This is a genomic window from Rhizobium sp. UBA1881 (assembly GCF_002338015.1).
GTDB lineage: Bacteria > Pseudomonadota > Alphaproteobacteria > Rhizobiales > Rhizobiaceae > Rhizobium.
The window spans coordinates 23028-43389 of the sequence record NZ_DDHH01000041.1 but is presented as its reverse complement, the minus strand read 5'-3'; the positions used below and the strand labels follow the sequence as shown (position 1 = coordinate 43389).

The 20362-nt window shown below is 61.1% G+C and carries 24 protein-coding genes; 13 read left to right on the top strand and 11 right to left on the bottom strand.

Annotation, left to right across the window (positions count from 1 at the left end):
* The 4 genes from B3605_RS03970 to B3605_RS03955 form a co-directional block, all read right to left on the bottom strand.
* The coding region (locus B3605_RS03970) for a threonine--tRNA ligase (RefSeq protein ID WP_296432397.1) at positions 1 to 1166 on the bottom strand (1166 nt) is incomplete at its 3' end.
* A gap of 122 nt (positions 1167 to 1288) precedes the next feature.
* The gene (locus tag B3605_RS03965) at positions 1289 to 1816 is read right to left on the bottom strand and encodes a DUF1697 domain-containing protein (RefSeq protein ID WP_112945621.1); all 528 of its coding nucleotides are present in this window, start codon (positions 1814 to 1816) and stop codon (positions 1289 to 1291) included.
* Positions 1813 to 2214 (bottom strand): membrane protein insertion efficiency factor YidD, encoded by a 402-nt coding sequence (gene yidD, locus B3605_RS03960; protein WP_112945622.1) that lies wholly within the window; start codon positions 2212 to 2214, stop codon positions 1813 to 1815. The genes B3605_RS03965 and yidD overlap by 4 nt, the downstream gene beginning before the upstream one ends.
* Before the next feature lie 10 nt (positions 2215 to 2224).
* Positions 2225 to 2671, bottom strand: coding sequence for an iron-sulfur cluster assembly scaffold protein (locus B3605_RS03955; protein WP_296432394.1), 447 nt, complete (start codon positions 2669 to 2671; stop codon positions 2225 to 2227).
* A gap of 303 nt (positions 2672 to 2974) precedes the next feature.
* On the opposite strand from B3605_RS03955, the gene folE reads away from it, so the two are divergent.
* The 3 genes from folE to B3605_RS03940 all read left to right on the top strand — a co-directional run bounded on the left by folE (position 2975) and on the right by B3605_RS03940 (position 5144).
* Complete coding sequence (gene folE / locus B3605_RS03950) at positions 2975 to 3589, top strand: GTP cyclohydrolase I FolE (RefSeq protein ID WP_112945624.1); 615 nt, start codon at positions 2975 to 2977, stop codon at positions 3587 to 3589.
* A 24-nt stretch (positions 3590 to 3613) separates the two neighbouring features.
* Positions 3614 to 4072 (top strand): phosphoribosyl-AMP cyclohydrolase, encoded by a 459-nt coding sequence (hisI, locus tag B3605_RS03945; protein WP_047510393.1) that lies wholly within the window; start codon positions 3614 to 3616, stop codon positions 4070 to 4072.
* Between the two features lie 109 nt (positions 4073 to 4181).
* On the top strand, positions 4182 to 5144 hold the full coding sequence (locus tag B3605_RS03940) for a patatin-like phospholipase family protein (protein WP_112945625.1): 963 nt from the start codon (positions 4182 to 4184) through the stop codon (positions 5142 to 5144).
* A 20-nt stretch (positions 5145 to 5164) separates the two neighbouring features.
* Here the strand turns inward: B3605_RS03940 and B3605_RS03935 are convergent, their stop codons facing one another.
* Together B3605_RS03935 and B3605_RS03930 are read right to left on the bottom strand one after the other, a co-directional pair.
* Positions 5165 to 5599: a CBS domain-containing protein gene (locus tag B3605_RS03935; protein ID WP_047510387.1), complete on the bottom strand. Its 435-nt coding sequence runs from the start codon at positions 5597 to 5599 to the stop codon at positions 5165 to 5167.
* Between the two features lie 102 nt (positions 5600 to 5701).
* On the bottom strand, positions 5702 to 6469 hold the full coding sequence (locus B3605_RS03930; protein ID WP_112945626.1) for a rhomboid family intramembrane serine protease: 768 nt from the start codon (positions 6467 to 6469) through the stop codon (positions 5702 to 5704).
* Between the two features lie 303 nt (positions 6470 to 6772).
* Here B3605_RS03930 and B3605_RS03925 point away from each other — a divergent pair, with 303 nt between their 5' ends.
* The 7 genes from B3605_RS03925 to B3605_RS03895 all read left to right on the top strand — a co-directional run bounded on the left by B3605_RS03925 (position 6773) and on the right by B3605_RS03895 (position 13104).
* Positions 6773 to 7414 (top strand): PAS domain-containing protein, encoded by a 642-nt coding sequence (locus B3605_RS03925; protein WP_183794724.1) that lies wholly within the window; start codon positions 6773 to 6775, stop codon positions 7412 to 7414.
* A gap of 88 nt (positions 7415 to 7502) precedes the next feature.
* Positions 7503 to 8114, top strand: a complete 612-nt coding sequence (locus B3605_RS03920; protein WP_026283270.1) for a PilZ domain-containing protein — start codon at positions 7503 to 7505, stop codon at positions 8112 to 8114.
* A 62-nt stretch (positions 8115 to 8176) separates the two neighbouring features.
* The gene (pip, locus tag B3605_RS03915) at positions 8177 to 9145 is read left to right on the top strand and encodes a prolyl aminopeptidase (RefSeq protein WP_296432384.1); all 969 of its coding nucleotides are present in this window, start codon (positions 8177 to 8179) and stop codon (positions 9143 to 9145) included.
* A gap of 373 nt (positions 9146 to 9518) precedes the next feature.
* Positions 9519 to 10124 (top strand): transglutaminase-like cysteine peptidase, encoded by a 606-nt coding sequence (locus B3605_RS03910; protein ID WP_018899921.1) that lies wholly within the window; start codon positions 9519 to 9521, stop codon positions 10122 to 10124.
* Between the two features lie 250 nt (positions 10125 to 10374).
* Positions 10375 to 11127, top strand: a complete 753-nt coding sequence (locus B3605_RS03905) for a hypothetical protein (protein WP_112945630.1) — start codon at positions 10375 to 10377, stop codon at positions 11125 to 11127.
* 139 nt (positions 11128 to 11266) lie between these two features.
* Entirely contained in the window at positions 11267 to 12709 is a 1443-nt protein-coding gene (locus tag B3605_RS03900) for a serine hydrolase (protein ID WP_296432379.1), read from the top strand.
* 116 nt (positions 12710 to 12825) lie between these two features.
* On the top strand, positions 12826 to 13104 hold the full coding sequence (locus B3605_RS03895; RefSeq protein ID WP_018899925.1) for a hypothetical protein: 279 nt from the start codon (positions 12826 to 12828) through the stop codon (positions 13102 to 13104).
* Between the two features lie 39 nt (positions 13105 to 13143).
* Here B3605_RS03895 and B3605_RS03890 read toward each other — a convergent pair whose 3' ends face one another.
* Positions 13144 to 13581 (bottom strand): DUF1489 family protein, encoded by a 438-nt coding sequence (locus B3605_RS03890; RefSeq protein WP_026283272.1) that lies wholly within the window; start codon positions 13579 to 13581, stop codon positions 13144 to 13146.
* Positions 13582 to 13705: 124 nt separating this feature from the next.
* The gene (locus B3605_RS03885) at positions 13706 to 15112 is read right to left on the bottom strand and encodes an L-serine ammonia-lyase (protein WP_112945632.1); all 1407 of its coding nucleotides are present in this window, start codon (positions 15110 to 15112) and stop codon (positions 13706 to 13708) included.
* 188 nt (positions 15113 to 15300) lie between these two features.
* Here B3605_RS03885 and B3605_RS03880 point away from each other — a divergent pair, with 188 nt between their 5' ends.
* Both B3605_RS03880 and B3605_RS03875 read left to right on the top strand, forming a co-directional pair.
* A complete protein-coding gene (locus B3605_RS03880; protein ID WP_111561551.1) occupies positions 15301 to 16065 on the top strand; it encodes a DUF599 domain-containing protein in 765 nt (254 codons plus the stop codon).
* Positions 16066 to 17052, top strand: coding sequence for a heparan-alpha-glucosaminide N-acetyltransferase (locus B3605_RS03875; RefSeq protein ID WP_112945633.1), 987 nt, complete (start codon positions 16066 to 16068; stop codon positions 17050 to 17052).
* Positions 17053 to 17068: 16 nt separating this feature from the next.
* Here B3605_RS03875 and B3605_RS03870 read toward each other — a convergent pair whose 3' ends face one another.
* The gene (locus B3605_RS03870) at positions 17069 to 17461 is read right to left on the bottom strand and encodes a MerR family transcriptional regulator (RefSeq protein WP_018899930.1); all 393 of its coding nucleotides are present in this window, start codon (positions 17459 to 17461) and stop codon (positions 17069 to 17071) included.
* Positions 17462 to 17538: 77 nt separating this feature from the next.
* Positions 17539 to 18951: a magnesium transporter gene (gene mgtE, locus B3605_RS03865; protein ID WP_018899931.1), complete on the bottom strand. Its 1413-nt coding sequence runs from the start codon at positions 18949 to 18951 to the stop codon at positions 17539 to 17541.
* Positions 18952 to 19119: 168 nt separating this feature from the next.
* Here mgtE and B3605_RS03860 point away from each other — a divergent pair, with 168 nt between their 5' ends.
* On the top strand, positions 19120 to 19614 hold the full coding sequence (locus B3605_RS03860; RefSeq protein ID WP_112945634.1) for a peptide deformylase: 495 nt from the start codon (positions 19120 to 19122) through the stop codon (positions 19612 to 19614).
* 10 nt (positions 19615 to 19624) lie between these two features.
* Here the strand turns inward: B3605_RS03860 and B3605_RS03855 are convergent, their stop codons facing one another.
* A complete protein-coding gene (locus B3605_RS03855) occupies positions 19625 to 20329 on the bottom strand; it encodes a DUF502 domain-containing protein (RefSeq protein WP_112945635.1) in 705 nt (234 codons plus the stop codon).
* Positions 20330 to 20362 lie beyond the last annotated feature (33 nt).

Below are 20362 nucleotides of genomic sequence, written 5' to 3'. Positions count from 1 at the left end.
ACGCGCATCAGGCCGTGCAGCGCGCCGGAGGCTTCGTAACGGTGCACCGTGCCGAACTCGGCAAGACGGATCGGCAGCTCGCGATAGGACTTCAGGCCATGCTTGAAGATCTGCACGTGACCCGGGCAGTTCATCGGCTTCAGCGCGAAGACGCGGTTGTCGGCTTCCTTGTCTTCCGGGTGCGTGAAGGCATAGGCCGACTTCACCGCGAACATGTTCTCCTGGTACCAGCCCCAGTGACCGGAGGTTTCCCAGAGCGAGGCATCGAGAACCTGCGGGGCGTTGACCTCTTCATAGGTGCCGGCAAGGCGGCGACGCATGTAGGAGGTGAGCGCCTGGAACATCCGCCAGCCCTTGCCGTGCCAGAAGACGACACCAGGGCCTTCTTCCTGGAAATGGAACAGGTCCATTTCGCGGCCAAGCTTGCGGTGGTCGCGCTTTTCGGCTTCCGCCAGCATGTGCAGGTAGTTGTCGAGATCCGCCTGCTCGGCCCAGGCCGTGCCGTAGATGCGCGAGAGCATCGCGTTGTTGCTGTCGCCACGCCAATAGGCGCCGGCAACCTTCATCAGCTTGAAGGCCGTACCGATCTGGCCGGTGGAGGCCATGTGCGGGCCGCGGCAGAGGTCGAACCATTCGCCCTGATTGTAGATCTTCAGATCCTGTCCTTCAGGGATCGCGTCGACGAGCTCGACCTTGTAGCTTTCGCCCTTGGCGGCGAAGACTTCCTTGGCCTTTTCGCGCGACCAGATCTGCTTGGTGAAGGCAGCGTTGCGCGAAATGATTTCCTTCATCTTCTTTTCGATCTTCGGCAGATCGTCAGGCGTGAAGGGCTCGTTCTTGGCGAAGTCGTAATAGAAGCCGTTCTCGATCACCGGGCCGATCGTGACCTGCGTGCCGGGCCAGAGCTCCTGCACGGCTTCGGCCATGACGTGGGCCGCGTCGTGGCGGATGAGCTCGAGCGCGCGGGGATCGGTGCGGGTGATGATCTCGATCGCGCCGTCGACGACGGGATCGGAAAGGTCGCGCACGGTGCCGTCGATCGCGATGGCGACGGCCTTCTTGGCAAGCGACTTGGAAATGGATTCAGCGACATCCTTGCCGGTTGCGCCAGCGTCGTAGCTGCGCACGGAACCATCGGGGAATGTCAGGGAAACGGATTGGGACATTTTAGACTTCTCCTTGTCCAGTCCCGCCAACGAATGCGGGTGGTTGCAATGACGCGTTTCAGATCACGAATACGCCGCCGCCTGATACCGGGATTTGCCGTCGCAGTAAAGGAAAAGAGGGTTTAGCCCAGCATTTCGGCAAGGCCGCGAACGGTGTTCCAGTTGCGCACGGTGCCGATGCCAATGCGCTTGGTCGTGAGGGCCGAGAGCAGTTTCCATTCGCTGGGCTTGCCGGCAAAATCGATCCAGAGGTCGCCGCCAATGACGGCAAGGCGTTGGTTCGGCTGGGCGTAAGGCTGCAGCCGCTCGATGACGGTGCGGTCGAGAGGTTTTCGCATGACGCGCAGGATCACCTGGCTGCCATTACCGTCAGGGAACGGGTTGGCGGCGGCGATCTTGCGCCAATCCTCGGCCGTTCTGACGAGGATATCGACCGATTTTCCGAAGCGCGCGCGGAACGCCTGCTCCACCCGAGCCTCCATGTCTCCACTCGGTGATGACGGCGCTTCGAAGACGATGTTGCCTGTTGAAACCAGCGTGCGTGGATTGCGATAGCCGAGCGACGTGGCCATGTCGCGCAGGTCAGACATGATCACCCTGCGGCCCGGCGCCAGAACGATGCTATGGAGGAGTGCGACGTAAACCGTCACGTCGGCTTGCGGCCGAACGCGAGATAGCGCCACGGCGTCCACCAATGGAAACGGTCACCCAGCACCTCCGGCACACTGTCGAGACCGCTGGTGCCGCCTGGGCCGCAGCGGCCGACGCGAAACAGCGTCATCCAGCCGCCGCTCCACAGGCCATGGCGGGCGATGGCCTCATAGCCGTACTCGGAACATGTCGGGATGTGGCGGCAGGAATTGCCGATGAAGCCGGATAGGGTCAGCTGGTAGAGCCGGATCAGACCCATGCCGAACAGGCGGTCCGGTGTCTTGCGGAAAGGGCCGGTGTAATTGCGCGAGTGATGAACCGGTTTTCTCTTAGGGGACGCGGCGGCGCCGCCTTCGTCCTCGTCGTCATCATGGTTCAGCGAGCAGAACTGGCACATGGCGATCCGCTCAGGCTTCCACGGTCTCGGCGCGCTTGGCCTCGACCTGCCCGATCGCATCGACCACGGCGTCGAAGGTCAGCATGGTGGAGGCGTGGCGGGCCTTGTACTCGCGCACCGGCCGCAGATAGCGCATGTCCTCGAAGCGGCCCGATGGCCCTTCGCCGTCTTCCTTCAGCATGGCAAGCATGTCGGCGCGCGCCTGGCGCAACTCCAGCGCCGTCGCGCCGACCACATGGCGGGCCATGATCGACGACGAGGCCTGGCCGAGCGCGCAGGCCTTGACGTCGTGGGCGAAGGCCGAGACTGTGTCGCCGTCCATCTTCAGCCAGATCCTGACCTTCGAGCCACAGAGCTTGGAGTGTGCCTGGGCGCTGGCGTCGGGATCGTCGATAGCGCCAATCAGCGGAATATTGCCGGCAAATTCGAGAATTTTACTGTTGTAGATGTCGTCCATCGGGTATTCCGCTCCATATTTCATGCGGATAGGCGGCTGATTGTTTATTGTAGCACAAACAAAAACACACCGTGTCGCGCTGGAAGACTTACATAGCGATGCCGTTTTCCTATATGTATGTCGTTGGAAGGCCATAAAAATGCAATGGCCTCGGGTAAGTTTGAATGGGAAACCGTGCCGGATGGGCCGCAGAATTTAGCCCTGAAAGCCCCGGAGCCTGCCAAAGGTGCACTATTCCCGAGTGGGATTGCCAGTGGCTAGTCCGAAATACGGTCCGCATTGCGGATCAGGAGACAGTTGCAGATGGACGCCATCGTAAAGAACTTTCCGCAGACCACGCCAGACGCCAATCGCCCAAGCCAGAAGGAAGCCGAAGACGCGGTGCGCACGCTGCTCCGCTGGGCCGGCGACGACCCTTCGCGCGAAGGGTTGCTGGATACGCCGGCGCGTGTCGCGAAAGCCTATCGCGAGCTTTTCGCCGGCTATGAGATGGATGCCGAAGAGGTGCTTGGCCGGACCTTCGAAGAGGTCGCCGGCTATGACGACATGGTGCTGGTGAAGGACATTCCGTTCTTCTCGCACTGTGAGCACCACATGGTTCCGATCATCGGCAAGGCGCATGTGGCCTATATGCCCGACGGTAAGGTTCTCGGCCTTTCGAAGATCGCGCGCGTCGTCGAAATCTATGGCCGCCGCCTGCAAACGCAGGAAACCATGACCGCCCAGATCGCCCGCTCGATCGACGAAACGCTCGCTCCCCGCGGCGTCGCCGTGATGATCGAGGCCGAACATATGTGCATGGCAATGCGCGGTGTTCAGAAACAGGGCTCGACCACATTGACGACAACCTTCACCGGCACATTTAAAACTGAGCCGGCTGATCAAGCCCGGTTTATTTCCATGGTGCGGAGCCGCTGACCGGCTTCATTTCAGAAAGCCGCGATGATGCCATTTGCCTTCAATGCGCCGTCCGAAGACAAGTCCGAGCTCGAGGATGCCGGTGATTTCACGCCGCGGTTCGATGACCGCGGCCTGATCACCGCTATCGTGACGGACGCCAATGACGGCGAACTGCTCATGGTGGCGCATATGAACGCCAAGGCATTGGCGCTGACCATCCAGACCGGCCAGGCCCACTATTTCAGCCGCTCGCGCGGCAAGCTCTGGCTGAAGGGCGAAACCTCGGGCAACATCCAGACGGTGAAGGAAATCCGCACCGACTGCGACCAGGATGCAATTTGGCTAAAGGTCGAAGTTGCCGGTCACGATGCGACCTGCCACACTGGTCGCCGTTCCTGCTTCTATCGGACGGTGAGCCTGGAAGACGGCAAGCCGATGCTCGAGATCGCCGACGACGAGCGCCAGTTCGATCCTCACGAAGTCTACGGAAAGGAGCCGTAACAACGGCACACCGTCTCTTTTGGGGTCAGGAGGGGCGGCCATATACCAATTCGAAAGGGTGGCGGCGCACTAATATTTGCCTGCGCGTCGTGCCAGGGGGAGGTTTGCCATGGTGAGCTGGAGTTTGATCCGTCAAGGCTCCGAAGCCGTCGGTTCCGACGCTGGCATCGCCTCGCCCTCCGACATCAAGCTCCCCGCCCCCACACCGAAGAAGCCGAAGCTGGCGCTTGCCCTTGGCGGCGGTGCTGCGCGCGGCTGGGCGCATATCGGTGTACTGCGTGCACTTGACGAAGCGGGCATCGAGATCGGCATGATTGCCGGCACATCGATCGGCGCGCTGGTCGGCGGTTGCTATCTGGCGGGCAAACTCGACGAGCTCGAGGGTTTCGCCCGGTCGCTGACCATGCGCCGGATCGCCAGCCTACTTGATCTTACCATCGGCGGCAGCGGCCTGTTCGGCGGCATGCGGCTCACCAAGCGCATGCAGGAACATCTGGAAGGGCTGAATGTCGAGGATCTCGACCGCCCGTTCGTCGCTGTGTCGGCCGAAGTCAATAGCGGCCACGAGGTCTGGATCGCCAACGGCTCGCTGATCACGGCACTGAGGGCGTCTTATGCCCTGCCCGGCATTTTCGAGCCGGTTCGCAGCAATCACCGAACGCTGGTCGATGGCGCACTGGTCAATCCCGTTCCGGTCTCGGTCTGTCGCGCCTATGAGCAGCCGCTGGTCGTCGCCGTCAACCTCAACTACGACATCTATGGCCGCTCCGCGGTGGTGCGCCATAGCGCCAGCCTGACGCCGTCCGAGGTGCAGAAGCAGGAGCACGCGCCTTATGCCAAGCTCGGCATGACCGGTGTGATGGTGCAGGCGTTCAATATCATCCAGGACCGCATCGCACGCGCACGTCTCGCCGGCGATCCGCCAGATATCTCGCTTCAACCGAGATTGAGCGACATCGGTCTTTCGGAGTTTCATCGCGCCGGCGAAGCGATCGAGCGCGGCTATCAGGAAGCCACGGCGCGGCTTCCCGAGTTGAGGCGCATGCAGGAGTTGTTCGCCGGCTCCAGCTGAGCAAGCCGGCGCGCCTTCATTCAGCCTGCGATATAGGCCTTAATGTCCTCGGCCTCGCGTTCGACCTCGGCGATACGGGTCTTCACCACGTCACCGATCGAGATGATGCCGGCGAGCTTTCCAGCGGTTTCGACCGGCACATGGCGGAAGCGCCGGCTGGTCATCAGTTCCATCAGCTCGTTGACCGTCGTTGCCTCGTTGCAGCGATAGACCTTCGCCGTCATGACCGATGCCACGGAGCTATCAAGACAGGCGGGGCCGGACTTGGCGATGGCGTGAACCACGTCGCGCTCGGTAAAGATCCCGGCGATCTTGTTTTCCATGCCGACGATGACGATGGCGCCGATCTTCTTCTTGCTCAGAATCGCGGCTGCTTCGGAAACGGTCGTGTTCGGGCCGGCGGTGACGACGTCCCTGCCCTTGGCATCCAGTATGGCTTTGACTGTATTGGACATTTGAACCTCCTATGTCGAAAGTGAGACACTTCAGCTGATCACAGGCATCCGCGACGGTCTCTCCTCCCAACGCGGATCAGTTCGAATGGTGCACTTCAACGCTCAGGATTGCAATATATCCGCATCCTCTGAAATAGAGGGAAGTTCGGGCGGCGGACGGTCGAAGAGCGAAAACAGCACGAAGCCGAAGAGAAAGCCACCGATATGGGCGTCCCAGGCGATCGGCGCGCCGGTGTCACCGATCAGTGGAATGCCGACGGCGATCAGGATGTTGCCGACGAACCAGAAGAGCATGAACATGACGACGGTTCGGCTGCGGAAGGTTTCCGCGATCGAGAGGCGCGGATTGAGATGGGCGGGAAGCGCGACGCGGCGCTCCGACGGGAACGCAAAGCGGCAGGCAGCACCCATCAGGGCCGAAACGACGCCGGATGCGCCGATCAGCACGGTCGCTTGCCCCCAATTCAGCACGGCGTGAAGCGCGGCCGAGGCGACGGCGGCGAGCACCCAAAAGACCGTGTAGCGAACCCAGCCAATGCGGCGGGCGACGGGGGCGCCGAACGCCATCAGCCAGAGCCCGTTGAACAGGATATGCTCGATATTGCCGTGCAGCAGCGAATAGGTGAGCGGCGTCCAGAACAATTGCGGGCCCTGCTCCGCCAAGGGCGTGATGTAGCGTAGCGGGATGAAGCCGAAATCGAAGAACAGCATGTCGACGCCGCTTTCGGTCAGGAAAATCGCCTGCACGGCATAGATCGCCGCCAGGAGACCGATCGTTGCGACAATGACGCCTGGAAGATTAAAAATGGGCGTACGCGGCGGCTTGGCGGCGGGCTCGGTCGGCTGGTGCGGCTCGTTCGTATCGTCCATTGCATTCCTCGTTCACTTCGCGTGCACTGGCTTACAGGACGACAGGTCAAAAAAAAAGCCGTCCGGCAATCTACCGAACGGCTTGCTGAGCGTCCCCCGAGAATGACCTCGCGCCCGAGCAATTTATGCTGAACTTCCAATACCGGAAGCAATGAAAAGATACTGGCACGACGGGCCGTCACAGACAATCGAAACCCTTCCTTAACCTTAACTGCCCGGATCTGGCATGAAATCCGCATGGCATAGGGCAAGGTGGCCATGATGGCCGCCGTTTGAACCGAAATGAAACAGATCGGCAGTCCCATGCGCCTCAACACCACCATCCAGATCTTCGACTACTGGAACAAGCTACGCGGCAGCGAGATCGCTCCCCTGCGGACGCAGGTGGAGCCACGCGATATCAGGCAGCTTCTCTCCAGCCTCTTCATGCTAGAGACGTCAGGCGCCGGCCGTGTCACCTTCCGTCTCGCCGGTACGCGCATCTGCGATCTCTTCGGCCACGACCTCGGCGGCAGCTGTTTGTCGGAGCTCTGGGCACACGGGCACGAGGACATCGAGAAAACCGCCGTCGGCGTCATGGAGCACGGCATCCCGGCGCTCTTGAACGCCACCGGATACAGCACCGCCGGCCATCGCGCGGCCTTCGAGATCATTCTTCTGCCGCTGCGCAATGCCGAGGGAGAATGCGACAAGCTGCTTGGCGCAATCGCACCGGCCACGACCGCGAGCTGGCTGGAAGTCGTTCCGCTGCAGTTCCTGGCGCTCGACCGCAGCCGTTTGCTGCATGAGCAGCTCGACCCGGCGGAGAGCACGCAAAGCGGCGCGAACGAGCCCCGTGCAGCGACCAGCGGCAGCCGGTCGATCGCCGATACGGTGCGTCGTCTGATGTCCAGCCTGATGGATGAACCCGTGAAACAGGATGCACCATTTCGGCACTACCGCTGAGCGGTAAATCACCCTCGCCTGAACAACCTTCTGTTAATGGATTGCGAGTAAAGCTTGGCGCCAAGCTATTTTTAAAAGAAGCCCTTTGATGCACGCTTTCCAGCAAGCTCAGACGCAAAAAACTGCGCCTCGCCTTGAACAAGGTGCATTCCAGCGCGTGCCCATCAATATGCAGGGCCGCCTGATGCTGGCAAATTACGAGGAATTCGAGTGCCTGGTCATCGATATGTCGCCCGGCGACATGTATGTGACCTGCCAGGGCCGCCCGCGCGTCAACGAACGCGTCGTCGCCTATATCGATCACCTCGGTCGCGTTGAAGGCTATGTCCAGACGATCGACAGCCGCGGCTTCAACATGTCCATCCACGCCACCGAGCGCAAGCGCGAGAAGCTTGCCGCGCAGCTGACGTGGCTCGCCAACAAGCACGAACTCGGCCTGCCGGAAGATCGTCGCCACGATCGTCTGATGCCACGCGAGACGCAGACGGAAATCACGCTCGAGGATGGCACCCAGTATATGTGCCGGATCATGGACTTGTCGCTGTCGGGTGCTGCCGTCGACGTCGAGGTTCGCCCGGCGATCGGCACAGCGCTTCGCCTCGGCAACATGCGCGGCCGCGTGGTGCGTCACTTCGTCGAAGGTGTCGCGATCGAGTTCCTGTCGCTGCAGTCGCGCGATACGCTGCGCGAATTTCTCTGATCATCGTCATCCCGGCTTCACAAAGCTGATGGATTGAAGCGCCTCTTTAGGAGGCGCGCCCGATGTCGATTCTTTATCCCGAGATTGAAGCTTACGATCACGGTTTCCTCGATGTCGGGGACGGCCATCTGATCCATTGGGAAAGCTACGGCAATCCGCATGGACGGCCGGCGCTCTATCTGCATGGCGGGCCGGGCTCCGGCGCATCGCCCTCGGCGGCACGCTATTTCGACCCATCCGCCTATCGCATCATCCTGTTCGACCAGAGAAATTGCGGCCGCAGCCTTCCCAATGCCGCCGACATGGAGACGGATCTCTCAACCAACACAACCTGGCACCTGATCGATGACATCGAGAAACTTCGTTGTCACCTAAAGGTGACGGATTGGGTCCTGTTCGGGACCTCATGGGGATCCACGCTTGCACTCGCCTATGCGCAGACCCATCCGGCCCGCGTCGCGGCCATGGTTATTGCCGGCGTGACGACAACGCGCCGATCGGAAATCGAATGGTTGACGCAGGGCATGGCCGCACTGTTTCCCGCGGAATGGCACCAACTCAACGCATCTCTTCCCGGTGACATGAGAGTCAAGGGCGTTCTTGAGAGTTATCGAGAATTGCTCAATGGGCCCGATCTCGACGCGCGCCTCAAGGCGGCGCGGGACTGGCACGATTGGGAGGCGGCCTCCATCCTGCTTGCCAACCCCGAGGGCTATCCGCGACGCTGGCGCAATCCGGAGTATTTGCTCACCCGTGCGCGGATCATAACCCACTATTTCAGCCATGCGGCGTGGCTCGAGGAAGGTGCGCTGTTGCGGGACGCCGGAAAGCTTGCCTCGATCCCCGGCATTCTTGTTCAGGGACGGCTCGACCTGGAGGCGCCATTGACCACGGCATGGGAATTGGCGCGGGCGTGGCCGGGAAGCGAGCTCATCATCGTCGAAAACGCCGCCCATGCGCCCGATCACGACGGCATGGCGCGCGCAATTATCGCCGCGACAGACAGATTTCGCGAAATTTCTCAAAAATAATTTTCGACGCATCACCTTAAAAAGCGGCCCAAAACGCGTCATTTGCGGGCGAATCCGGCGTTCCAACGGCCGAAAGAGCACCGATTCCCTCCAAGGCTCACGATGAACGCAATATTACCGAAATGGCGACCTGACCGCCCGCGTTAATCTTTTGCCTCGAAACGAGCCATCCGTTGGCGGCGGGGCTTTTTGAGAAAGATAAAATTTGAAACAGTCTTGGTAAAGATTCTCTTCGAATTCCGGTAAAATTCGATGTTGATTTTAGTCGAATTCGACGCGCTTTTGAATCAACTAAGCCTTTAATTTTGCTTCTGAATTTTGCGTCGAGTAAAAACACATCTGGCAATGTCTCCTCACAAACGGGGACATACAAATGACGATAACAAACTTCATCAAGGGCGGCCTCGCCGCTGCTGCGATGCTCATGTCGATGGCAGGCGTCGGACAGGCCGGCTACCAGAGCATGACCGTTCTCGGCAACACCAGCCCGCCGATCGGCGCCTACCAGTTCTGCAAGGAAATTCCTGAGGACTGCAAGAACGCAGCCGGCGACCAGGGCACGATGGTGCTGACCGAAGACAGCTGGAAGACGATCCTGAAGATCAACTACCAGGTCAACTCGGAGATCACGCCGATGACCGACATGGAGATCTACGGCGTCGAAGAACGCTGGGCCTATCCGAAGACCGCAGGCGACTGCGAAGACTATGCGCTTCTGAAGCGCAAGATGCTGATCGAAGCTGGCTTCTCGCCATCGAACCTCCTGATGACCGTCGTGCTGCAGCCGAATGGCGATGGCCATGCCGTGCTGACCGTTCGCACCGATCGCGGCGACTTCATTCTCGACAACATGCGCAACAAGGTCATGCTCTGGGCCGATACCGAGTACACCTACCTGAAGCGCCAGTCGTCCAGCGATCCGACCCGCTGGGTCAAGCTTCAGGACGGCCGCGCCGTGGCTGTCGGCAGCGTCAAGTAATTCCATCCGCCGGAGCAATCCGGTGGGCAAGCAAGGCGCCTGGTCCCGTCCCCGCATGCACGTCCAGACCGGCGTCTCAAGAGCCGCTCCTGCTGTCCCAGGAGCGGCTCGCTTTTTATGGGCCATCGGCATGTGCTCGACGCTTTCGCTTAACGATTAATTAACCACGCAAGTCCGATCATCTCCTCATAGATCAGCGACACCGGCGGCTCACGTTTTTCCTGCGACGGTCAGATATTCGAAAGCCGTCATGCGCCAGGCCATTCAGAGCTCCACAGAGGTCGAGGAATCCCCTCTCCTGTCGACTGGCTTTCTCATCCGCACAACTATTGTCATCGCGCTTCTGGCGGTGCTTACCGTTGCTATCAGCGTTGGCGGCCGATGGTTTGGCGCGCGCGTCTCGCTCGCCGGAAATACCGACAGCACGGCGCCGGTGACGCTGACGATCGGCCAGGACACGCTGCGGCTCCAGGAAAACACGATTCGCTTTCCCAGCCAGCGGCACAGCGGCACCACCGAGCGCGCCGACCTCTATCTCGCTTGGCCGCAAATGCAGGGTTATTCGAGCGAAAACCGCGATCGCTTCGACGATATCGCAAAGTCCCCGGACCTGATTTTCCTGCAGGTCACGCAGGCGACCATGTCGCGCGACATGTCGGGCCGATTCGAGCCGATCTACTCGCATCTGATCGACCCGACCCCGCAGCCGTTCGCCAACGGCATGACGCTTCACAAGCTTCGGGCCGATACCGGCTATGGCGATGAAGTGCTGCTGACGGCGCCGCGCAAGGGTGGTCCCGATTACGTCGTGCGATGCCTGCTGCCGGCGAGCCCCGAGCAGACGACCAGCGGCGACTGCCAGCGCGATATCAAGGTCGGGCGCGATTTAAGTGTGCTCTACCGCTTCTCCAGCCGTCATTTGGTGGAGTGGGAACATATTGATGCCGCTATTGCCCAATTTGTGGAAACGCGCCTCGTGAACCGTTCCGCGACATCCAGGTAGAATGGTCCGAAACGGTGAAACAAACGATTAATCATAAACGGATTGGTAACCCCGAAGAGCTACCTTCAATGAGGTTGATCGTGCGGGCGAAGCGCGGTCCCGATTCTTCTAAACTGCAAGCCAAGCAAAGAGTGAAATAGTGTCAAGGTCAGCTTCTTCCGCTTCCCCGTCCCGCTCCAGCAATTTCCTGATCAAGGCGATCGTTGCGCTGTCCATGGCAGTCGGTTTGCTCGGTCTGGATACGGTCAATTCCGACGCGGAAGCTGCCAATTCGAAGTATGCCGGCATCGTCGTCGACGCCAATACCGGCAATGTCCTCTACAGCGAAAACGCCGATCGCTTGCAGTATCCGGCTTCGCTGACCAAGATGATGACGCTCTATCTGACGTTCGAAGCGCTCGAACAGGGCCGCATCCGTCTCGATAGCGCCGTTCCCTTCTCTGCTCACGCATCCGGCCAGGCCCCGACCAAGCTCGGCGTTCGCCCGGGCGCCACGATTTCGGTCGAGCAGGCCATTCTCGGCCTCGTGACACTTTCCGCCAACGACGCCTCGACCGCGCTTGGCGAACTGCTCGGCGGTTCGGAAGACCGCTTCGCGCAGATCATGACTGCGAAAGCGCATGCGCTCGGCATGACGCGCACCACCTACCGCAATGCCAACGGCCTGCCGAACACCGCGCAGATGACCACGGCACGCGACCAAGCCCGTCTCGGCATCGCGCTGCGCCAGCATTTCCCGCAGTATTACGGCTATTTCTCCACGCAGAGCTTCAAGTTCGGCAACCGCATCATCCGCAGCCATAACCGCCTCGTCGGTTCGGTGCGCGGCGTTGACGGCATCAAGACCGGCTACACCCGCGCTGCCGGCTTCAATCTCGTCAGCTCGGTTCAGGTCGATGGCAAGTCGATCGTCGGCGTCGTTCTCGGTGGTGCTTCCACGCCTGCCCGCGACACCCAGATGCGCAACCTGATTGCGTCCTACCTGCCCAAGGCTTCGACCCGCGGCGGATCCGCACTGGTTGCCCAGGCACCGAAGATTTCGTCCGAAACCGTCATTCCGGTGACCGTTGCCAAGCAGGAAGTCGCGGAACTGCCGCCGACGCATCCGCTGCCGGTCAGCCGCACCGAGGTTGCCTCGGCGCAGGTCGCTTATGCCGGCACGCCGTTGTCCAAGTCAGACAATCCGCTTCTGCAGGAAATGCCGCAGCCGACGAAGGTGAAGACGCAGCCGATCAAGCAGGCCGCTGCCGCTCCGGTTCCCACGCCGACCACCGCCTACGTTCCGCCGGAGCAGGGTGATACCTCGGTCGACAACGTCACGACCGCATCGACCAAGCAGGCGCAGCCGGAAGGCTGGGTCGTGCAGATCGGCGTCTCGGCCAGCCGCGAAGCAGCCATGGACCTGCTCGACGGCGCCAAGAACAAGGGCGGCAAGGCACTGCGTTCCGCGAAGCCCTTCGCCGTCGCCTATGCCGGCAGCTATCGCGCACGTTTCGGTGGCTTCGACGACCAGAAGCAAGCTGTCAACGCCTGCAACTCGCTGAAGCGTGCCGGCGTGAAGTGCTGGGCCTCCGCCCAGTGATGAAGACGACCGCCGCCTACTCAAGTTCAGGCGGCGGCCCGGAATTCGGCCTTGATCGGTGTTCGCGACAGGGCCGGCCTTCCTAGACCTGATTTGTATTGCGTACGGGGATAATTATGGCGATCAACGAGAATGTTCCGGAATTTCCGGCCGAAGGTCGGTTGACTGGCAAGAATCCGCGCTCGGTTCTGCATCCGCTTCACGAAGCGGCAATGCGACTTGCCGAGATTGGCATGCCGCGGCCTAAGGCTAAGACGGCCAAGACCAAGGATCTGATCAATCTGCTCTTGTCGCATGGCGCACGTGCCTGGCGCTACTCGCAGCCCGAAGCAAGTATCCATCTTCACGTCACCAACCCGGAAGGCCGGGCGCCGGTGACGATGCGGCTCCGCTGAGCCGAAACGAACAGGCCTTTCTCTGACGTGATGCGTTCGTCAGAGAAGGCCGAGTTCGGAGAGTTCGCGGCGCAGGTCTGCGGGCATCTCGGCAACGCCTTCGCCGAGCGTATCGAGATCGCGCGGGCGATCCTCTTCCGGATAATAACGCCACCCCTGAAAGGCACGCTTCGGCTGTACCGCCGTTTCGATGACCTCGGGACCGAGTACCAGATGGCAGCGGCCAATGCCCTCGCCATCGGTAAAGCTCTGGATATCCAGCAGCTTTTGCCGCGCCTGAACCTGGCCCTTGATCACCCAATACAGCGAACCACCGTCGAGCAGCTCTTCAACGCGCTTCGGGACCATTCGGGTCGTATGGACGGAGTGTGGTTCCATGCCGGCGGCGATCGCCCTCAAGGAACGTTCGGCCACCCATTCGCGCAGATCGTCGATCGAGTCGGCGCCGACGCAGAGTTTGATAAGATGCAATGCCATGTCGCCGTTCAAATCCTTTTGCGCGGCAGCGTCAAGCGGCTTGAACGCACCGGCGGCCCATAGCCGCCGGTTTTCCAATCACAGTGTGATACGCCGTCCAGACAGCGATAGGCGGCCCGGCCTATCAACACTCCACGACGTTGACCGCGAGGCCGCCGGTCGAGGTTTCCTTGTATTTCTCGCTCATGTCGTAGCCGGTCTGGCGCATGGTCTCGATGCAGGCGTCGAGCGGCACGAAGTGGCGGCCATCACCCTTGATCGCGAGCGATGCGGCTGTCACGGCCTTCACGGCGCCCAGCGCGTTGCGCTCGATGCAGGGAACCTGCACGAGACCGGCAACGGGATCGCAGCTCATGCCGAGATGGTGTTCCAGTGCGATCTCGGCTGCGTTCTCGATCTGCTCCGGCGTGCCGCCCATGACGGCCGCGAGACCGGCTGCGGCCATGGCAGCCGCCGAGCCGACTTCGCCCTGACAGCCGACTTCGGCGCCCGAGATCGAGGCGTTGTGCTTGATGATGCCGCCGACGGCTGCTGCCGTCAGCAGGTAGTCGCGGATGCCGTTCTGATCCCAATCATCGTGGAAGTGCTCGTAGTAGCGGATCGTCGCCGGGATGACGCCGGCCGCGCCATTGGTCGGCGCGGTGACCACGCGGCCGCCAGCCGCGTTCTCCTCATTGACGGCCATGGCGTAGACGCTCAGCCAGTCGTTGGCGAGCAGCGGATTGATGCGGTTGCTGCGCCACTCTTCCTGCAGCTTGTCGTGGATGGAGCGAGCGCGGCGGCGGACATTGAGGCCACCGGGCATGATGCCGTCGACCTTGAGGCCGCGTTCGATGCAGGAGCGCATCGCTTCCCAGATCCGGTCGAGGCCTTCGTCGAGTTCCTCGCGGCTGCGCTGGCTTTCCTCGTTGGCGCGCTTCATCTGCGCGATCGAGACGCCTGATCGCGCCGCCATGTCGAGCATCTGCTTGGCGGTGGAGAAGGGATACGGCACCTTGACGCCATCCGACGGCATCTTCTTCTTGGCACGCATGGTCTCCAGTTCCGTGTCGGTGACGACGAAGCCGCCGCCGACGGAATAGTAGATGCGGCGCACGAGCATCCGGCCGTCCTTGTCGAAGGCGGAGAAGGACATGCCGTTGGCATGGCCCGGAAGCGGCTGCTTCTTGTCGAACACCAGATCGGTCTTCGGCTGGAACTGATAGGCGGGATGCCCTGGCGGGGTGATGCGGCCGGAGCGCTCGACCTTGTCGATGATGCCGTCCATCTGGTCTGGATCGACGCTATCTGGCTGCTCGCCCATCAGGCCGAGGATGACGGCCCTGCCCGTCCCGTGGCCGATACCGGTGTGGGCGAGCGAGCCGTGCAGGCTGACCTTGATCGCCGCGACATTGGCACCCGACGACGGGCGCGGCCATTCATCCGACAGAATCAGATCGAGAAAGCGGTTCGCCGCTGTCATCGGCCCCATCGTGTGGGAACTGGAAGGGCCGACGCCGATCTTGAATACGTCGAAAACAGAAAGGAACATGTGTGCGTCCTGTTGAGATTTTACTAATTCAGGCTACGCCAGCGCAGCCTGCGATCCGTTCGGTTCCCCGACATAGCATTTCACGCGTGCGACATCATCCTATGAAAGGTTCCATGTCCGCCCGTTGTTGCGGTCAGCGCTTCTATCTATAGAGTGGGCGCGTGGAGAGGGACTGAATCAATATAATGATGACGACACCAGATTACATCGCCCTGTGCTTCTTCGCGCTCATGTGGTTCGGTTATGCGCGTCTGTTGCGCAGCGCCAGCCTCTTCGGCCGCACCAGTCTCACGCATGCCATGATCGAGCGGCGGCGTGAATGGATCTACAATTCCCTGCGCCGCGACCTGAAGATGATCGATACGCAGATCATGGCCGGCCTGCAGAACGGCACGGCCTTCTTCGCCTCCACCTCGATCTTCGCCGTCGGCAGCTGCTTCGCGCTGCTTGGCGCGACGGAGAAGGTCGATGCGGTGTTCGCAGATCTGCCGCTGGTGCTGCATAGCGGGCATGCGGTGTTCGAGATGAAGGTCGGCGGCCTGGCGGCACTGTTCGGCTATGCCTTCTTCAAGTTCGGCTGGTCCTATCGCCTCTTCAACTACTGCACGATCCTGTTCGGCGGCATCCCGATGATGCGCGACACCGAAAACGACGTTCTGGCGGCGGAACGGGCGGCCGAGCGCGTCATCCGCATGAACATCATCGCCGGCGGCCACTTTAACGAGGGGCTCAGGGCGATCTTCCTGTCGATCGGCTATCTCGGCTGGTTCATCAACCCTTACGTCTTCATGGCGACGACCACGATCGTCATCGTCGTCCTGACGCGGCGGCAGTTCTTCTCGGAGGCGCGGCTGGCGATCATGGATCGCGAGCCGTCATCAAATCTCCACCTTTCTCCTATTCCCCGCAGCAATCCGTCGGCCGACGGAAACGACTCATCTGGGGGATTGTGAATGACTGTTCCGGCGACGGAGACCGCAGCGGCGCCAAAGCCGCCGCGCATCGGCCTGCTCGACACGCTGCGTGGCGCGGCGCTGGTCGCGATGGCAACCTATCATTTCACCTGGGACATGGAATTCGTCGGCTATCTCACGCCGGGCACCGCCGAGACCGGCTGGCTGAAGCTCTATGCCCGCGCCATCGCCTCAACCTTCCTGTTCATCGTCGGCGTCAGCCTGGTGCTTGCCAATACGCCGGAGACGCGCTGGACTTCGTTCTGGAAGCGGTTCGCGATGATCGCCGCCGCGTCGGTGGCCATCTCCGTGGCTACTTATTTCTTCATGCCGGGAGAATGGATCTTCTTCGGGATCCTGCACTGCATCGCCGTGCTGAGCGTGGTCGGCGTGCTGCTGTTGCGGCTGCCCCTGCCCGCGATCGTCGCCGTCACCGTGTTGGCCGTCGCCGGCTGGATCGCCGATACGTGGGTATCGCCGGGTATCCTGCGCTCGCCGTTCTTCGATCCGCGTTATCTGGCCTGGATCGGCTTTGCGGAAATGCCGCAGCGCTCCAACGATTATGTTCCGCTGTTTCCGTGGATGGTGCCGTTTCTGCTCGGGCTGACGAGTGCTGCCATCGCACTCAGAACGGGGCTTCCGGCCAAGCTCGCCGGTCTAGGGACTGGATCAAGCCTGCTCGCCAAGCTAGGCCGACACAGCCTCGCCTTCTATCTGATCCACCAGCCGGTGCTGATCTCGATCGCGTTCGCGCTCGCTTACATCGTGCCGCCGGCCAAGCCCGATCCCGTGCAGACCTACCTGCAGCAATGCAACACGTCCTGCAGCCTGCAGGAAGGCGAAGCGCTGTGCCGCAGCTTCTGCCAGTGCACGCTCGATAAACTTCAGGAGCAGAAGCTGTTCACGCCGTTTCAATCCGGCGAGGTCAAGGCCGATGATGGTCGCATCCTCAGCCTTGCCAGCGAATGCAGCGCAGCGCCCCAATAAGGGGCGCCTGGGCTGATCACGTACCTACGCCGATTTCTGCGAGGCGGCCGAGGCAGGATTCTTCGATATTGTCGAGTTCGGCCAGAGTGTCGTCGATATCCTTGCGCTTCTGGCGCAGGTCCTCGCGCTTCTCGTCGACGCGCTTCATCAACAGCTTCAGCTGTCCGAGCTCGCCCGGCGGCTCCTTGTAGACCTGAATGATCTCGCGAATTTCGGCGATGGTGAAGCCGATGCGGCGACCGCGCAGGATCTCCTGGATCAGACGCCGATCGGTCGGGCGAAACAGCCGCGTGCGGCCACGACGCTCCGGATGAATGAGGCCTTCGTCTTCATAAAAGCGAAGCGTGCGCGTCGAAACTCCGAATTCGCGCGTCAACTCCGTGATGCTGTAATATTTGCTAACCGGCATGGATCCCTCGATATTCAGGAACCCATAATATTGACTTTTACGTAATAGTCAATTTGTGCAACCCGGTTGCGAGTTGCCTATATGCCAAACCACCAGGTGGCGATCCCCAGAAAAGCGAAGAAGCCGGTGCAATCGGTGACCGTGGTCACGAAAACCGACGAGGCGATGGCGGGATCGGCGCCGACCTTATCGAGCAACAACGGCAAAAGAATGCCGGCGACGGCGGCTGCGAAGAGATTGATGATCATCGCCGAGCCGATGACGAAGCCAAGCTGGTAGTCATGAAACCAAGTGGCCGCGATGGTGCCCATGATCACCGAGAACATGGCGCCATTGGCAAGGCCGACCGCCACTTCCCTTCGGATGACGCGGCCGGCATTGTATATATCGAGATCGCCGGTCGCGAGAGCGCGCACGGTCACGGTCATCGTCTGCGTACCGGCATTGCCGCCCATGGAGGCGACGATCGGCATCAGCACGGCGAGCGCGATCATCTTTTCGATCGAGCCATCGAACAGGCCGATGACGCTGGCCGATAGAAGTGCTGTGCCGAGATTGATCACCAGCCACAGGAAGCGGGACTTCACCGTCGAGAAGACGTTGTCCGACAGCTCTTCATCGCCGACACCGCCGAGGCGCTTGATGTCTTCATCGGCCTCTTCGTGGATGACGTCGACGACGTCGTCGATGGTGAGCACACCGACCAACCGGTCGTTCTCATCAACGACGGCGGCGGAGAGAAGGTCGTATTGCTCGAAGAGCTGCGCCGCCTCTTCCTGGTCCATTTCGGCCGGGATCGGGTGGTTGGTCTCGCGCATGATCGTTTCGATCTTGTTCTGCCGCTTGGTGCGCAGGATCTTGTCGAGATCGATGGCGCCGAGCAGCTTGAACGTCGGGTCGATGACGAAGATCTGCGAGAAGGAATCCGGCAGGTTCTCCTCGTCGCGCATGTAGTCGATCGTCTGGCCGACCGTCCAAAACGGCGGCACGGCGACGAACTCCGTCTGCATGCGGCGGCCGGCGGAGCTCTCGGGATAATCAAGCGCCCGGCGCAGGCGAACGCGCTCGGTGAACGGCAGCTGCGCCAGGATCTCGTCGCGGTCTTCCTGGTCGAGATCTTCCAGAATGTAGACGGCGTCGTCCGAATCGAGCTCGCCGATCGCGGCTGCGATCTGCTCGTTCGGCATCTGGTCGACGATCTCGCGGCGGATCGCCTCGTCGACCTCCGTCAGCGCCGTCATGTCGAACTGGTCGCCGAGCAGGCGAACGAGCGCCAGGCGCTGATCGGGCTGGATCGATTCCAGCAGATCGCCCAATTCCGATTCGTGGAGGCGCGCGACGTGCTGTCTGAGGAAGATCGTATCGCGATCGGCGATGGCCGCACCGACAAGAGCCAGGAAGTCGCTGCGGACGTTTCCGTTCTCGTCGTAGAGGTCGGCTTCGCTGTCCTCCGGACGCGTGCGGACGAGCTCTTCTGCGTCGTTCGTCATCTTTGCCGCCCTCGCATCTCTTTCGAAGTTTAGAACGCTTCGATACGCCGGAATTCAACCCGTGCTAGCCGAAAGACATGGGAACGTCCAGCGTTAAACCGTTCATACGGATGACAATTCGCCAGTCGGAAGATAGTTTCGGCGCATCTGAAATCAGGAGAGGTTTTCGTGACCGTCCGCGCCATTCTACGCTTCCCTCACCCCGGCCTGAAAACGCCTTGCGCACCGGTGACAGCCTTCGACGACACCCTGCGCACGCTTGTCGCCGATCTGCTCGACACGATGCGTGCGGCCCCAGGCGTTGGGATCACCGCTGCGCATATCGGCGTGTTCGAGCGCGTGACCGTCATTGAGCTTAGCCGCGAGGATGGGGTGCGGGTTTACGTCAATCCCGAGATCATCAGCGCATCCCAGGACACCAGCCGCAATACCGAGGGCAGCGTCTCGATGCCTGGATCGACCGACGAGGTGATCCGTCCGAACGCGATCCGGTTTCGCTATCAGGATGTCGATGGACACACGCACGAGGAGGACGCGGAGGGCTTTCTTGCCATCTGCATCCAGCATGAGATCGACCAGCTCGGCGGGATTTTCTGGCTGCAGCGACTGTCGAAGCTGAAGCGCGACCGATTGGTGAAGAAGTGGGAGAAGGACGGCGGCTGAGCCGGCTGAATTACATCTCGACCGGTGCCGGCAGCGGCTTACGTGCTGGCTCAGGCGCGGCGATCTGCGAGGCCAGTTCTTCCGGCGTCACGAGACCACCCGAGATCAGAAGCTTCGCGGCGTCTTCCGGCGACATGTCGAGCAGCACGATCTTCTCGCGTGGCACGAAAATCAGGAAACCAGCCGTCGGCACCGGGGTCGGCGGCAGGAAGACGCTGACCATGTCGTGGCCCATGGCGTTGAACTTCGAGGCAATCTCGCCCTTCGCATCCGTCGCGATGAAGACCATCGCCCAGAGGCCCTGGCTCGGATACTCGATCAGCCCGACCTTCTTGAAGGAGTTGCTGCGCTCCTTCAGCACCGTCTCGAAGATCTGCTTGACGCTCTTGTAGATGACACGCACCAGCGGCACGCGGCGCACGAGCGACTCGCTGAACATCACGATCTGCTGGCCGATCAGGTTCTTGCCGAGAAAGCCGATGATGGTGATGATGATCAGGCCAATCAGCAGGCCGGAGCCCGGAACGGCGAAATTCAGGTAGTTGTCGGGGTCGTAGCGCGCCGGAAGATAGGGCTTCACCCAGCTATCGGCCCAGCGCACCACTGACCATGTCAGCCACAGCGTGATGGCGATCGGCGCGCAGATGATAATGCCCGCCAGAAAGTTATTTCTGATGCGCGATGCGACCGACAATCGGGGCAGTTTTTCCGTCATCGTATGCCGACGAACTCCGTTGAGTTTAGCTGC

Coding starts and splice junctions, on each gene's coding strand:
- B3605_RS03880 (WP_111561551.1), top strand. CDS start 15,301: ATGACGACACCAGATTACATCGCCCTGTGCTTCTTCGCGCTCATGTGG.
- B3605_RS03940 (WP_112945625.1), top strand. CDS start 4,182: ATGGTGAGCTGGAGTTTGATCCGTCAAGGCTCCGAAGCCGTCGGTTCC.
- B3605_RS03875 (WP_112945633.1), top strand. CDS start 16,066: ATGACTGTTCCGGCGACGGAGACCGCAGCGGCGCCAAAGCCGCCGCGC.
- hisI (WP_047510393.1), top strand. CDS start 3,614: ATGATGCCATTTGCCTTCAATGCGCCGTCCGAAGACAAGTCCGAGCTC.
- B3605_RS03885 (WP_112945632.1), bottom strand. CDS start 15,112: ATGTTCCTTTCTGTTTTCGACGTATTCAAGATCGGCGTCGGCCCTTCC.
- B3605_RS03895 (WP_018899925.1), top strand. CDS start 12,826: ATGGCGATCAACGAGAATGTTCCGGAATTTCCGGCCGAAGGTCGGTTG.
- B3605_RS03890 (WP_026283272.1), bottom strand. CDS start 13,581: ATGGCATTGCATCTTATCAAACTCTGCGTCGGCGCCGACTCGATCGAC.
- B3605_RS03905 (WP_112945630.1), top strand. CDS start 10,375: ATGCGCCAGGCCATTCAGAGCTCCACAGAGGTCGAGGAATCCCCTCTC.
- B3605_RS03870 (WP_018899930.1), bottom strand. CDS start 17,461: ATGCCGGTTAGCAAATATTACAGCATCACGGAGTTGACGCGCGAATTC.
- mgtE (WP_018899931.1), bottom strand. CDS start 18,951: ATGACGAACGACGCAGAAGAGCTCGTCCGCACGCGTCCGGAGGACAGC.
- B3605_RS03920 (WP_026283270.1), top strand. CDS start 7,503: ATGCACGCTTTCCAGCAAGCTCAGACGCAAAAAACTGCGCCTCGCCTT.
- B3605_RS03955 (WP_296432394.1), bottom strand. CDS start 2,671: ATGGACGACATCTACAACAGTAAAATTCTCGAATTTGCCGGCAATATT.
- yidD (WP_112945622.1), bottom strand. CDS start 2,214: ATGTGCCAGTTCTGCTCGCTGAACCATGATGACGACGAGGACGAAGGC.
- B3605_RS03925 (WP_183794724.1), top strand. CDS start 6,773: ATGCGCCTCAACACCACCATCCAGATCTTCGACTACTGGAACAAGCTA.
- pip (WP_296432384.1), top strand. CDS start 8,177: ATGTCGATTCTTTATCCCGAGATTGAAGCTTACGATCACGGTTTCCTC.
- B3605_RS03910 (WP_018899921.1), top strand. CDS start 9,519: ATGACGATAACAAACTTCATCAAGGGCGGCCTCGCCGCTGCTGCGATG.
- B3605_RS03930 (WP_112945626.1), bottom strand. CDS start 6,469: ATGGACGATACGAACGAGCCGCACCAGCCGACCGAGCCCGCCGCCAAG.
- folE (WP_112945624.1), top strand. CDS start 2,975: ATGGACGCCATCGTAAAGAACTTTCCGCAGACCACGCCAGACGCCAAT.
- B3605_RS03935 (WP_047510387.1), bottom strand. CDS start 5,599: ATGTCCAATACAGTCAAAGCCATACTGGATGCCAAGGGCAGGGACGTC.
- B3605_RS03855 (WP_112945635.1), bottom strand. CDS start 20,329: ATGACGGAAAAACTGCCCCGATTGTCGGTCGCATCGCGCATCAGAAAT.